12 protein-coding genes are annotated in these 13,370 nt (G+C 38.1%); 8 read left to right on the top strand and 4 right to left on the bottom strand.

Annotated features, from left to right (window positions below; translation table 11 throughout):
- On the top strand, positions 1 to 375 hold the full coding sequence (locus VIG73_RS06580) for a hypothetical protein (protein ID WP_331640206.1): 375 nt from the start codon (positions 1 to 3) through the stop codon (positions 373 to 375).
- Positions 376 to 542: 167 nt separating this feature from the next.
- Here the strand turns inward: VIG73_RS06580 and VIG73_RS06585 are convergent, their stop codons facing one another.
- Positions 543 to 1,544 (bottom strand): D-alanyl-D-alanine carboxypeptidase family protein, encoded by a 1,002-nt coding sequence (locus VIG73_RS06585; RefSeq protein WP_331640208.1) that lies wholly within the window; start codon positions 1,542 to 1,544, stop codon positions 543 to 545.
- Between the two features lie 36 nt (positions 1,545 to 1,580).
- Positions 1,581 to 2,816, bottom strand: coding sequence for a peptidase T (gene pepT / locus VIG73_RS06590; RefSeq protein WP_331640210.1), 1,236 nt, complete (start codon positions 2,814 to 2,816; stop codon positions 1,581 to 1,583).
- A 116-nt stretch (positions 2,817 to 2,932) separates the two neighbouring features.
- Between pepT and VIG73_RS06595 the strand changes: the two genes are divergently transcribed.
- Positions 2,933 to 3,772, top strand: coding sequence for a sulfurtransferase (locus tag VIG73_RS06595; protein WP_331640212.1), 840 nt, complete (start codon positions 2,933 to 2,935; stop codon positions 3,770 to 3,772).
- A gap of 2 nt (positions 3,773 to 3,774) precedes the next feature.
- Positions 3,775 to 4,362, top strand: a complete 588-nt coding sequence (locus VIG73_RS06600) for a DNA-3-methyladenine glycosylase I (RefSeq protein ID WP_331640214.1) — start codon at positions 3,775 to 3,777, stop codon at positions 4,360 to 4,362.
- A 16-nt stretch (positions 4,363 to 4,378) separates the two neighbouring features.
- On the opposite strand, the gene VIG73_RS06605 is transcribed toward VIG73_RS06600, so the two are convergent.
- Positions 4,379 to 4,693 carry a YbjQ family protein gene (locus VIG73_RS06605; RefSeq protein WP_331640216.1) on the bottom strand — a complete coding sequence of 105 codons (315 nt, stop codon included), beginning with the start codon at positions 4,691 to 4,693 and terminating at the stop codon, positions 4,379 to 4,381.
- A 70-nt stretch (positions 4,694 to 4,763) separates the two neighbouring features.
- On the bottom strand, positions 4,764 to 6,530 hold the full coding sequence (locus tag VIG73_RS06610) for a methyl-accepting chemotaxis protein (RefSeq protein WP_331640218.1): 1,767 nt from the start codon (positions 6,528 to 6,530) through the stop codon (positions 4,764 to 4,766).
- A gap of 296 nt (positions 6,531 to 6,826) precedes the next feature.
- Here VIG73_RS06610 and VIG73_RS06615 point away from each other — a divergent pair, with 296 nt between their 5' ends.
- From VIG73_RS06615 to fni, 5 genes are all read left to right on the top strand, one after another.
- A complete protein-coding gene (locus tag VIG73_RS06615; protein WP_331640220.1) occupies positions 6,827 to 7,765 on the top strand; it encodes an MBL fold metallo-hydrolase in 939 nt (312 codons plus the stop codon).
- A gap of 93 nt (positions 7,766 to 7,858) precedes the next feature.
- Entirely contained in the window at positions 7,859 to 8,923 is a 1,065-nt protein-coding gene (locus VIG73_RS06620; protein ID WP_331640222.1) for an ABC transporter ATP-binding protein, read from the top strand.
- Positions 8,924 to 9,168: 245 nt separating this feature from the next.
- Positions 9,169 to 10,251: an extracellular solute-binding protein gene (locus tag VIG73_RS06625; protein ID WP_331640224.1), complete on the top strand. Its 1,083-nt coding sequence runs from the start codon at positions 9,169 to 9,171 to the stop codon at positions 10,249 to 10,251.
- Between the two features lie 90 nt (positions 10,252 to 10,341).
- On the top strand, positions 10,342 to 12,012 hold the full coding sequence (locus VIG73_RS06630) for an iron ABC transporter permease (protein ID WP_331640226.1): 1,671 nt from the start codon (positions 10,342 to 10,344) through the stop codon (positions 12,010 to 12,012).
- Positions 12,013 to 12,177: 165 nt separating this feature from the next.
- A complete protein-coding gene (gene fni / locus VIG73_RS06635; RefSeq protein ID WP_331640228.1) occupies positions 12,178 to 13,227 on the top strand; it encodes a type 2 isopentenyl-diphosphate Delta-isomerase in 1,050 nt (349 codons plus the stop codon).
- The last annotated feature ends 143 nt before the right edge of the window (positions 13,228 to 13,370 follow it).

Below are 13,370 nucleotides of genomic sequence, written 5' to 3' on the forward strand. Positions count from 1 at the left end.
ATGGAATATATATTGCTAGGTATGATGTTCATCATCATCTTGAGCATTTATTATAAACGTTATGTACCTGTCCCTGGGGTTAAACGTTTAGAAAAAATGATGCCAGAAGAAGACGTAACGTTAATTGATGTTCGTGATTATAACGAAATTGCATATGATGAAGATTCACAGATTACCCATATCCCAATTCCTTATCTAGGAAGAAATTATCAACAAATTCCTACGAAAAAAGTTGCCATTATTGCATCAGACCGTATTTCTCGTAATGTTAGTATTCGTGACCTTAGAAAATATGGTTTTCAAGTCGTCGGCTATTATTGCGTCCCAGAAAAAGAAACGATAACAAACCCAGTAATACCATCAACATGTATTTAATGATGAGTGCTACCATATGGTAGTGCTTTTTTAATAAAAAAATATGCGTGTACCTGTTTTGCAGATACACGCGTTAATTTGTTGATTATAGTGGCCCTAATTGTGTCCAAACGATATCGAAAAAAATCGCCCCCAAGAACGGAAACTCAAAACAACACCATCCACTCTTAATAAGACAGACCTTCTAAGTATTCTTCTAATGTGATTTCTTTTTCCATTATTTCTTTTGCTGCTTTTTCACCGACATAACGCAAATGCCATGGTTCAAATTGATATTCAGTAATCGATTCTTTTCCTTTTGGATAGCGAATAATAAAACCAAACTCATGACAATGTTCTTTTAGCCATTGACCTTCAGCTGTTTCACCGAAAGCTTCATTAAGCAAGAAATTAACATCGGGACTGGTCACGTCCATTGCTAATCCAGATTGATGTTCACTTTGCCCAGGTCGAGCACTATATTTATTTGCTGCTTCCTCACCATCACGTTCGACATAGGCTGTATACAATTCTTCTTGTCGTTCATATGAGCGATAACCTGATTGCGCAAATAGATTTAAGCCTTTCTTTTCAGCGGCGACAAATAATTTTTCTAAAGCATCGGCTGCAGGTTTACGCATCATTTTCTTTGGTAAGTCTTCTGTAAATGGAAAAAGGACATCAGGTACAACGAGATCCTCCGGTACAAAATCTTCAGGAAGCATATGTTTCTTATTCACTAATGCTAGGATCTCATAAGGGTTAAACTCACCATTTTCTTCTTTAAAACCATCACCGGGATGAATGTCGCCATTTTTTTCGAGCCATTTCTCAAGAACAGCTTTCATTTCTTTGTCATATAAACCAGTGAATTGGAGTGAGTCACCTTGTTGCAGTTGGATATCAGTGATAGCCCAAATGGTTTCTTGATCAAAAATACCAGACTCAATAACTGAATAACCGATGTCTTTAAGCACTTGTTGCACGGCCTTTACATCGTCACCTTGATCCCCTTTTTGGAGGGGGGCATCAGGTAAAGTCATATTCCCAACCTCCTCGTTTTTTTGCATAGAGTTGCTTTCAACTGTAGGAGCTTGTTTCGATTTGTTTGCTAAATCTGTTTCTTCACAAGCTGTTAAGAAACATAAAAGAATGGTAAGGAAAAATAAATTTCTAATATTGGCGTGCATCGTTTGTCCGCTCCTTATTCTATTAATATCAGTAAATTATTTATGATTCAATGCAAACAAACGACAAACTTCTACAATAACCTTAACCGCTTTCTCCATATTATTGACAGAAATATATTCATACTTACCATGGAAATTTTCTCCACCTGTAAAAATATTCGGGGTTGGTAAGCCCATATATGATAATTGTGAACCATCTGTACCACCACGGATTGGCTCAATAATGGGTTCAATATTTAAGTTTTTCATCGCCTGCTCCACCACTTCAACAATTTCTTTAACGGGTTCAATTTTTTCTCGCATATTATAATATTGATCACGTAACTCTAATATGACACGGTCTTTTCCATATTGTTCTCTCAAATCTTCTACTAGACGTTGAATCGTGTTTTTTCGTTCAGTGAATTTTGCTTTATCAAAGTCACGAATGATGTAGTATACTTCAGCTTTTTCCACGTCACCATTGACCGAAATTAAATGATAAAACCCTTCATAACCATCCGTATATTCGGGTGCTTCTTGTGCTGGAACTTGTTGAATGAACTCAGCAGCCATCTTTCCTGCATTCACCATCTTGTCTTTCGCAGTACCTGGATGAACGTTTTCCCCTTTAAATGTTATTTTTGCAGCAGCAGCATTAAAGCTTTCATATTGGAGTTCTCCGAGTGGCCCACCATCAATTGTATAAGCAAAATCGGCGTTAAATCGCTCAACATCAAATTTCTGAGGACCGCGACCAATTTCTTCGTCGGGGGTAAAGGCGACACGAATAGGCCCGTGTTCAATCTCAGGATGGTTGATTAGGTAGTACATTGCTGTCATAATTTCTGCAATACCTGCTTTGTTATCAGCTCCAAGTAACGTCGTACCGTCTGTTGTCATCAATGTGTGGCCTTTATAATTGACTAATTCTGGAAAGTCTTCTGGTGATAGGACAACTCCTAAGTCTTCATTTAATGTGATTGCTTTACCATCAAAGTTCTCGACGATTTGTGGTTTGACATTTTTTCCCGTAAAATCAGTTGCTGTATCAACATGGGCTAGAAAGCCAATTGTAGGTACATCACGGTCTGTGTTTGCCGGTAGTGTTGCCATCAGATAGCCATTTTCATCAAGTGATACGTCTTCCATACCAATCTCTTTCAACTCTTTTTCCAGTAAATGAAGTAAATCCCACTGCCCTTTTGTTGAAGGTGTTGTTTCACTATTTTCATTCGATTGGGTATCAATTTTAGCATATGTTGTTAAGCGTTCGATTAACTGTTCTTTCACATCATTCAACTCCTCATCTAGGTTTCATTTTATTTTATCATATCCTGTTCGATAAATATTTTTTATAGACTATAATTTTGTTAACATAGAGACAAAGGTGAAAGGGGAGTCATGCAATGCCACATTTAATAAAAGTTGAAGATTTAAAGCGAAGACTCGATGAAAAAAAGCATCTAGTCGTTGTTGATGTCCGTTTTGAGTTAACGGATGAGTCATACGGACACAGGGTTTATCAAGAAGGACATATTCCAGGTGCTATATATTTTGATTTAAATAAAGATTTATCAAGCCCTGTTAGTGAACATGGTGGTGCTCATCCATTACCTGATTTAACATACTTCGCAAAAAAAATTGGCAAGAATGGGATTGATACTGATACGCTTGTTGTCATATATGACCATGGCCGAGATATGACTGCGGCACGATTTTGGTGGATGTTACAAGCAATTGGTCATCCAAAAATCTCTGTCTTAGATGGTGGACTAACGGCTTGGAAAGAGGCGGGGCTTCCGCTAGAGACGACAATTCCTAAACAAAAACCGACAGTCTATAAAGTTAGACAAGCATATACACATACCATCACCATTGAGGAACTAAAGGAAAAGCTAAAAAATAAAAGCGCTATCCTAATTGATTCTCGTGCCAAGGAGCGTTATCTCGGGCAAACCGAACCACTTTATCATAAAGCAGGCCATATTCCAGGAGCTAAAAACTTCTTTTGGGAAGACGTTTTTATGACTAATGGCCAATATAAAGATGATGTCACTTTAAAACAACACTTCGAAAAACTGCCAAAAGATACCCCAATCATTGTATCTTGTGGTTCGGGTGTTTCCGCATGTCCTAATATTTTGGCTTTGAAAAAAGCAGGATATGAAAATGTTTACTTATATCCAGGTGGCTACAGCGATTGGATTTCCTACGGGGAGCATCCAGTAGAAACAAAGGAGGAGTAAGAGTGCCTGATAAACAACGTTGTCAATGGGTGACAGATGATCCGTTATATATTGACTATCATGATAATGAGTGGGGGCGACCGGTTCATGATGATCGCCTGTTATTTGAAATGCTCTGTTTAGAAGGTGCCCAAGCAGGACTCAGTTGGATTACGATATTACGTCGGCGTCACCATTATCAAGAGGCGTTTAGTCAATTTCAACCAGAAATAATAAGTCAATATAATGAAGAAGATGTTCAACGTCTTCTGAGAAATGACGACATTATACGGAATGAAAGGAAAATCCGTTCTGTCATTAAAAATGCGCTTGCTTTTCTAAATGTTCAAAAGGAATTTGGAAGCTTCGACAAGTATATTTGGCAATTTGTTCGAGGTAGACCAATGATAAATCAGTGGGAATCCTCCGCAGATGTTCCAGCAAAGACAAAAGAGTCAGAGTTGATGAGTCAGGATTTAAAAAGACATGGCTTTTCCTTTGTAGGACCAGTGATTTGTTATGCTTTTATGCAAGCAATAGGGATGGTCAATGATCATACAGCTGATTGCTATTTATCTCCACATACCAAAAACGAGGATCACCTTTCATAAGGTATCCTCGTTTCTGTTAATCTATGATGACAGCTGTTCCATAAGCAATAACTTCAGCGGCTGTATTCATAATTTGTGATGTTTGATAACGCATTCCGACAACCGCATTGGCTCCTAGTTGTCTCGCTTCTTCGATCATTCGGTTTGTTGCCTCTTCTCGTGCCTCCGTCATTAAGTCAGCATAACCCTTGATTTCTCCACCGACAAGTGTTTTCAAGGATGCCCCAATATCCCTTCCAACATGTTTGGCACGGACGGTACTTCCTCTAACCAATCCAAACGTTTCGATAATATTCTTTCCAGGGACATGATTTGTCGTTACGACTAACATGGTACCCACCCCCTAATCGATAATAGTTTACTTATTTGATATACGTTTTGGGCTACCATATGGTTTCATTTTAATCGGATTGGTCGAAAAAAGAGACGAATTTAAAGACTTTTAATTCTCCTTGCAGCTGTTTAGCTAAATCGGATAATTCGCTAGCACTGCGCGTAATTTCTTCCATTGCGCTTGATGATTGTTGGGCTGACGCTGCTGCTTGCTCGACACCAGCTGCAGATTCCTCTGATATAGCAGCAATATCGCTAATCAAGCGATTCATATCATCACTCGTTATACTCATATCTTGTAAGTGGTTTGAAATAATACTTATCCGTTCTACCATATCAGTAATTGAGGAATGAATGACTTGAAATTTCTTACCCGTTTCTTCAATTTGGTTCGTCCCAGATTTCACTTCATCATATCCTTGATGGAGTGAATGAACGACGTCATCTGTTTCATGTTGAATATTGTTAACGATATTCGTAATCTCACTAACTGACTCAGCAACTTGATCAGATAGTTTCCTTACTTCATCTGCTACTACAGCAAATCCACGACCGTGTTCGCCAGCACGAGCTGCCTCAATAGCGGCATTTAAAGAAAGTAAATTTGTCTGTTCGGAAATATCTTTGATAACAGATACAAGGTTTGAAATTTGGTTGGATTGTTCATCTAAACTTTGAACTTTTTTCACGGATTCCGAAACAATTGTATCAATTCGATTCATCTGTTTAACCGATTGATTCATCAGAGTCGTTCCTTCGTTTGTAAGCTGTAACATATGTTTGGAATTGACTTTGATTTCCGTTCCATTTTCCTCTGAAATCGTTACTTTTTGTACGAAATCAGTCATCTTTTCAGCTAATCCAGACGTACTATCCGCCTGTGTTTCCGCACCGGAAGACAGTTCTTCCATTGTTGTAGCAATTTGTTCGCTACCCTCTCTAATATCATTAGCGGACTGATTAAGTTCATTACTTCTTGATGTGATAACATTTGAAGCGCTTGCCACTTTGGATAATATTCCTGTCATATTTCCTTTCATTTGATTTAAAGCCTGTGTTAGTTGACCAATCTCATCATTTCCCTCGTAATCCATATCTGATACGGCAAGGTTACCTTTCGCTATTTCGGACGTAATGCCAACGACCTGTCTTAAATGACTTGAAATCTTCCGACTGACATAAATCATTAACACAACACCAATAATGACAACGGTAGGGATTGCAATAACTAACACAATGGTGCTCACTGTTAAATTCCGTTTCGCACTACTTACCGATTGAGCCTCTTCTTTTTTAACAAGGTCCATTAATTCATTGACTAATTGAATCGTATGTGCCCGTAATTCCGATGTTTGATTTCGCGTTGACATCGCCATATAGTCACTCTTCATTTCGACATACTTTAGCACTTCGTCAAAGAAAATCTCATTTACTCGTGCATCATTTTCAACAATATTGTGAAAGGTAGTTTGTTGTGTTTTAGTTTGTAATTGTGGTTTTATTTTTTTAGTCAATTGATCTAATTCAGCCTGATATTGTTCAAATGCCTCGATATAACGTTTACTATTCGTTAATAAAAAATCGGATATCTGAACATCTTTCGTCTGAATAATAGCCGCCATTTCTGACATGTCACTGACGAGTGAACTTGTTATTTCTACGTCTTCTAAGCTCTTGTTGCCCTGGAACATTTGAATAAACACAATAACACCAGCCACCATAAAAAAGAACGCTGTCAGGAAGAAAACGGTTACATATTTTCTTCCAATTGAATAATTATTCCATTTCAGAAAATTCACATTAATTTTATTCCCCTGCCGCTTTCGTTTTGCCATTAATCTAAGTCCCCCTGTCCCCTTGTCTGTTGTTATCTATTACTTTGGAAATCCATTTATGGAATATATCCATCAATAAAGCAGTGAATCTTACACTGATTTAGTGCTAATTCTAGGTGTTTTTATTTATATCGACTTAAAATTATAAAATGTTTAATTATTATTTTTCGATAATAAATAATTTAAATTCTCATTCGATATAATAAAAGAGGGATGTATAAAACGCCTATTAAAATTAATGTTTTTGGGAAAACTTCTTATTAAGTTTAAAAATGGCTGTATAAAAGGAAGATTTTATGAAGAAAAAGCGTTTTAAAAACCAAGACAATATCCAAGTCAATAACTCATGGCGAGATTTATTACTCTGGTTCAAGGAGCGGATGAAAAAGCAGAAGGATATGTCGTTTCAGGTACCTCTTGTTGATAAACCTGAAATCACAAATCTACAAACAAATCGGACAGAGCCAACCATCACATGGATTGGACATTGCACATTTTTAATTCAACTTAATGGACTGAATATGATTACAGACCCCGTGTGGGCGAAACAATTATTTACATATAAAAGACTCACACAGCCCGGCATCCCACTTGCAGATATACCTCCGATAGATGTCGTCCTTATTTCACATAGTCACTATGACCATTTACATCAACAGACGATTTATCAACTACCTGGTAATCCCCTTTTTCTCGTACCAGCTGGATTAGGAAAGTGGTTTACAAAACGGGGGATAGAGCATGTCGCAGAATTCAGTTGGTGGGGATCATTTCGCCTAAAAGATTTAGTATTCACTTTTGTCCCTGCCCAGCACTGGACGAAGCGAACGTTGTTTGATACAAATACCTCCCATTGGGGTGGTTGGGTGATAGAAGGTGAAAGAGTACCTTCTATATATTTTGTAGGGGATAGTGGTTATTTTAGAGGGTTTGCTGAGATTGGCGAGCGCTTTAAACTTGATTATGCATTAATGCCTATTGGTGCTTATGAACCCGAGTGGTTTATGCATCGTCAGCATGTTAGTCCTGAAGAAGCGGTACAAGCATTTCTAGATACGAGAGCAACTTATATGATCCCTACTCATTACGGTGCGTTTATGTTAGCGGATGATACACCAGAAGAAGCATTAAATCGCCTTTTTAATGAATGGGAACGCCGAAATATAAATAAAGATAAATTATATATACCAAAGCTAGGGCAAACCTTGTCATTAAAGGCCAGTTCATTGACGTAGTAGGCCCTGTTTTGATATACTTTCTTTGAATGAAAATGATTCTCAATTCAATAATTAATGGGATAAAAGCGAGCACCTGTAGGGGGAAATGAAATGAGTTTTATCCAATTGGAAAAGATACAGAAGGTCTTCTCAAACGCAGCAATTCCGGCTGTTGACCGCTTGGATTTATCAATTCAAAAAGGTGAAATTGTCACATTGCTTGGTCCAAGTGGTTGTGGAAAGACAACGGTATTACGTATGATTGCTGGTTTTGAACAGCCAACAGAAGGACGTATTAAAATCGAGGAAAAAGTGATGTATGATGAAAAAACATTCATTCCACCTGAAAAACGTGGAGTCGGTATGGTATTTCAAGATTATGCGCTTTTCCCTCATTTAACGATAGAGAAAAATGTTGCTTTCGGGTTAAATAAATGGCGACTAGGTAATAAGAGACAGCGTGTTAATGAAGTTCTTGAACTCGTCGGACTAGCTGAATTTAAAAAACGTTACCCCAATGAACTCTCAGGTGGTCAACAACAACGTGTTTCTCTTGCTCGCGCACTTGCCCCGAAACCGAATGTTGTCTTAATGGATGAGCCCTTTAGTAATTTAGATGCGGGCTTACGTGAAAAGATGCGCCATGATATTGCAGGAATTTTAAAGAAGGCGAATACGACAGCGATTATTGTTACACATGATCAAAAAGACGCTTTTGCTGTGTCGGATCGTGTTGTCGTGATGAAAGATGGTGTCATTCAACAAGTTGCACAGCCACGTGATTTATATCGCTGCCCAACGAATTGTTTTGTGGCGCAATTCGTTGGTAAAACAAACTTAATTCAAGGGAAATTAGCTGATGATTTAAAGCATGTTGATACAGGAATCGGGCGTGTTTGCTTGCCGGAAAAAACAGAACCGACTATAGATGATGTGACTGTATCCATTCGTCCAGAAGCCTGTCGCTTAGAGGAGAATGGGGAAGGTCGTTATCAAGGTGAAGTTGTACGTGTTGTTTATAGTGGAGAGTATCAAGAATTATTTGTACAGCTAAACGATAATAAACAGAATGAGCGGCTCATGCTGATATATGCACCAATTGAAAAAGATATTGAAATCGGTCATTCTGTCTCGTTTGATATTACACCCGAATTAGTTGCATTAGTTGCCGAATGATATGAATACTAAAGCCAAACAAGGGAAGAAACAGGTACCTGTTTCTTCCCTTGTTTTATGCTTTATCAAAAGACTTAACTGCATTCAAGTGTAAATCGTAGAACGAAATTTTGCCGATTTATCACCGTTTTTGAATGAATTAGGCCATACTAGAAAGAAGAGAAGTATATTGTGTTTGACGCTGATAATCATTATCAGTAGAATGATGATGAGCATATGAAGTTAAAACATAGGAGGAAACAGTGATGAAAAAGACACTAAGATATACGATAATCGCTCTATCAGTTGCACTGCTATTATTGATTGCTGCGTGCAGCGGAGATAACGATAACGCTAATCAAAAAGACGGAACAGATTCAGGTGAAAAAGTAAAAAACGCTGGAGAACTTGTCGTCTATTCTTCACGAAATGAAAAGTTTATGGAACCACTTTTAGATAAATTTAAAGAAGATACAGGTATTGAGGTTAAACTGCTTAGTGGTAAAGATGAGATAATAAATAAAATTAAAGAAGAAGGCGAGAATGCCCATGCTGATATATTAATTTCAAATGATATCGGTGCATTAGAACATCTTAGACAAAATGGTTTTCTTCAAGGATATGACGCAGAAGGTATAGAATCCATTGAGGAAAAATACCGCGCCGAAGATAATTCTTGGTATGGATTATCTGCTCGTACACGCGTATTCATGTATAACAAAGATGAGATAACAGAAGATGAGATGCCCAAAACAATGGCAGAGTTAGCAGATGATAAATGGAAAGATACATTCGCGATAACGCGCGGTGGAAATGGTAGTATGATTGCCCATGTGTCTGCATTACGCAATGAGTGGGGAGATGACGAAACACTCGAATGGTTAACAAAGGTTAAAGAAAATGCGGCTGTTATTACCGATGGACATGGTGATATTCGCAGAGCTGTCGGTTCTGGCGAGGTTAAATTTGGCCTTGTTAATAATTATTATTACCATCAACAATTGAATGAGCCAACTGATAATAATGTTGGTGTCATTTATCCAGATCAAGATGAAAAGGATATGGGTGCATTTGTAAATGCTGCTGGTGTAGGTTTTATTAATCATGCGCCACATGAAGAGAATGCAAAAGCATTCCTAGATTGGATTATGTTACCTGAGAATCAACGTGAATTCTCATATGCTTCAATGGAAGTACCGATTAATCCATCTGTTGAAGCAGTAGATGAAGCGAAGAAGATTTCAGATTATAAAGTTTCCGATATGCCGTTACGGGATCTAGGAGATGTATGGGAAGATACACGTGCATTAATTGAAAAATCAGGCCTTGACCTAGAAATTGGAAGCTAAGTGTCGGACTAGTATTCTGACTTTGCTTCAGGCATAATGGAGTTATAGAGTAAAATATACAGCTAGTTAGATATGTTGGTGCATGTAGGGATGAATAAACATAAGAGAGAACAACAAGATAAATTAATAGATTCTAGACAAGTTGAGGGAGTTTTTCCCTCAGCTTTTTCGCATTTGTCATGGCGCCATTTATGGCGGAAAAATCGTCAAGCAGGAATTTTACTATTTATTGCTTTAGTAACGGCCTTATTGATGGCTGTTCCATTATTGTATGTCATGATTCGTTCTTTTTTTGCGGGTAAAGAACGGTGGCTTAAATTATTGGATGGTCGTATTCCTGAATTATTATGGAATACGCTTAGCCTAACGTTTCTCGTGACATTCGTTGCGGTTACAATTGGTGTAACATTAGCATGGCTTGTACAGCGAACTGATTTACCAGGTCGAAAAACATGGTCATGGATCGTGGCATTACCACTCGTCATTCCACCATATGTTGGTGCGGTAGCTTACTTAATTGTTCTAGGGCCGCGTGGCTGGTTACGGGAAGTATGGGAGAAGTCTGCATGGCTTCCTGGAGATTATCCGTTTGATATGTATACGTTTTGGGGAATCTTTTTCGTATTAACGATGTTCACATATCCGTATGTTTATTTAATTGTTAGTGCGGCAATGAGACGGATGAACCGAAATTATGAAGAAGTTGCTCGTTCACAAGGGATGAATATGTGGCAAGTTTTTTGGAAAGTAAATATGCCTTTACTTCGCCCGGCGATTGGTGCAGGTGCTATTTTAATTGCGCTTTATGTTGTGTCAGACTTTGGAGCAATCGCAATGCTTCGGTATATGACATTTACCTCGGCGATATATTATCAAATGGGAAGCTATGACAATTTATCAGCAACCGTATTAAGTGTTGTGCTTGTCGCATTAACATTAATCATTCTATGGATTGAAGCACGAGTACATCGAAAAGGTGGCTATTCACAATCAGCAACAGGTGCTTATAATCGACCTGATCCTGTTCCATTAGGGAAATGGAAATGGGCTGCGATAGGATTTTTAGTTGTTATATTTATTTTAGCGGTTGCATTACCGATTCTCGTATTAATTTATTGGTCGATGATCGGCTGGCAAGAGGGAGCGCTTAATAGTAAATTTTGGATGTATGCTTTGAATAGCTTGAAAGTTTCAGGGTTAGCGGCTTTATTGAGTATGTTACTCGCATTACCAATCGTTTACTTAAAGTCACGCTATCCGTCTGCTCTTTCATCAGGAATTGAGAAACTATCATATTCGGGTTATGCCTTACCAGGTGTAATCGTCGCTCTAGGAATCATTTTTGTATTTAATGAAACGCCACTATATAATTCATTTTTATTAATCGTAATTGCTTTTGTCATTCGGTTTTTACCACAAGCGATGCAGGCACAAGAAGCATCACTTAGTTTAATTTCGCCACGAATTGATGAAGCAGCGCGAAGTTTAGGTTCCCCCCCATGGAAGGTCATGTTTCGTGTTATTCTTCCAACTATTTGGCCAGGTATTTTAGCGGGTGGTGCGCTCGTCTTCGTCAGTTCGATTAAGGAACTTCCGGCAACACTCTTACTGCGTCCACCTGGATACGATACAATGGCCGTTCGTATTTGGGTAGAGGCGAGTGAAGCACTGTATCACTTAGCTGCACCACCGGCTTTGCTTATTATCATTATTTCAGCTCTACCTCTAAGATATATGTTGAATCGTCAAGGAAAAAGGTAGGATGAACCGATTACTTTCACAAATAAGGGAGGGTAATCGGTGTTTTCTTGTATGTTTTTTAATTTGTATATTTTTTTGGTATCATGTAGTTACGAAACAGATGGTGCCAAAGTTTTTAAGATGCGAATCAACCTTTTTTCAAATATGTGTGTAGGAAGTGAAAAAATGTCAGAATCCGGAATTAATAAACGAAAAACAGAGCATATTCGCCTTTGTTTAACCGATCAAGTTGAAGGTGTAAATAAGTCAACAGGGTTAGAGGGCATTTCATTTATTCATAATGCATTACCAGAAATTAATTTTAATGACATTGAAATCGATTCGACCTTTTTAGGAAAGCAAATAAAGACACCATTTTTAGTCAGCTCGATGACTGGAGGGTCAAAATTAGCTGCTCGGATCAATCAGAATCTTGCTATAGCAGCAGAAGAACGCGGTTGGGCGATTGCTTTAGGTTCAACTAGAGCTTTACTCGAAAGTGAAGCTTATCAAGATTCATTTCTTATTCGAAAGCAAGCCCCACATGCCCCTCTTATAGCTAATTTAGGAGCTGTGCAACTGAATTATGGATACGGTATAGACGAGGCGAAACGCATCGTTGATATGACCGAAGCAGACTCATTAGTCCTGCATTTAAATCCATTACAAGAGGTCTTTCAGGATGAAGGCGATATTAACTTTGAACGGCTATTACCAAAAATTGAATCTATATGTAAGGAATTACATGTTCCTGTCGGGGTTAAAGAAGTGGGATTCGGTATTGATGGGCTACTGGCGAAGCAATTAGCAGATGTTGGTATTGCTTATATCGATGTTGCTGGAGCTGGAGGAACATCTTGGAGTCAAGTGGAAAAACTTCGCTCCAAAGATCCTTTACGAAAAGCAGCAGCTGAAGCATTTAATCAATGGGGTATTCCGACGAAAGATTGTATTGTATCTGTCCGTAGCCAATTACCAGATATTCCAATTGTTGCAAGTGGTGGGATGAAAACAGGACATGATGCAGCGAAAGCATTGACAATAGGTGCCGATATCATTGGTTTCGCCCGTACTTTACTACAAGCGGCTACAGAATCAGTTGAATCCGTATTACAAGTGATGGAGCAAATTGAATTAGAATTAAGAATTACGATGTTCGGTATCGGAGCGAAGAATTTAACTGAACTGAAGCAGACGAATCGTGTTGAAATTATGGGTAAATCACTTATGGAATAATAATTTAGCTCTCATAAGTCTAAATAGTGACTTATGAGAGTTTTTTTAATATGTATGAATCATTCGTAACTGTATAGATTATTATTGATAGTCATATGGAAAACGTTTTTCCTATATCAATAGTGTAAAATTGGTAGATTAAG

It is taken from the genome of Cerasibacillus sp. (assembly GCF_036516575.1).
Classification (GTDB): Bacteria; Bacillota; Bacilli; order Bacillales; family Amphibacillaceae; genus Cerasibacillus.

What these genes read in the sequence shown, in the direction of transcription:
- VIG73_RS06580 (WP_331640206.1), top strand. Translation starts at nt 1, where the DNA reads ATGGAATATATATTGCTAGGTATGATGTTCATCATCATCTTGAGCATT.
- VIG73_RS06585 (WP_331640208.1), bottom strand. Translation starts at nt 1,544, where the DNA reads ATGCACGCCAATATTAGAAATTTATTTTTCCTTACCATTCTTTTATGT.
- VIG73_RS06595 (WP_331640212.1), top strand. Translation starts at nt 2,933, where the DNA reads ATGCCACATTTAATAAAAGTTGAAGATTTAAAGCGAAGACTCGATGAA.
- VIG73_RS06605 (WP_331640216.1), bottom strand. Translation starts at nt 4,693, where the DNA reads ATGTTAGTCGTAACGACAAATCATGTCCCTGGAAAGAATATTATCGAA.
- VIG73_RS06610 (WP_331640218.1), bottom strand. Translation starts at nt 6,530, where the DNA reads ATGGCAAAACGAAAGCGGCAGGGGAATAAAATTAATGTGAATTTTCTG.
- VIG73_RS06615 (WP_331640220.1), top strand. Translation starts at nt 6,827, where the DNA reads ATGAAGAAAAAGCGTTTTAAAAACCAAGACAATATCCAAGTCAATAAC.
- VIG73_RS06620 (WP_331640222.1), top strand. Translation starts at nt 7,859, where the DNA reads ATGAGTTTTATCCAATTGGAAAAGATACAGAAGGTCTTCTCAAACGCA.
- VIG73_RS06625 (WP_331640224.1), top strand. Translation starts at nt 9,169, where the DNA reads ATGAAAAAGACACTAAGATATACGATAATCGCTCTATCAGTTGCACTG.
- VIG73_RS06630 (WP_331640226.1), top strand. Translation starts at nt 10,342, where the DNA reads ATGAATAAACATAAGAGAGAACAACAAGATAAATTAATAGATTCTAGA.
- fni (WP_331640228.1), top strand. Translation starts at nt 12,178, where the DNA reads ATGTCAGAATCCGGAATTAATAAACGAAAAACAGAGCATATTCGCCTT.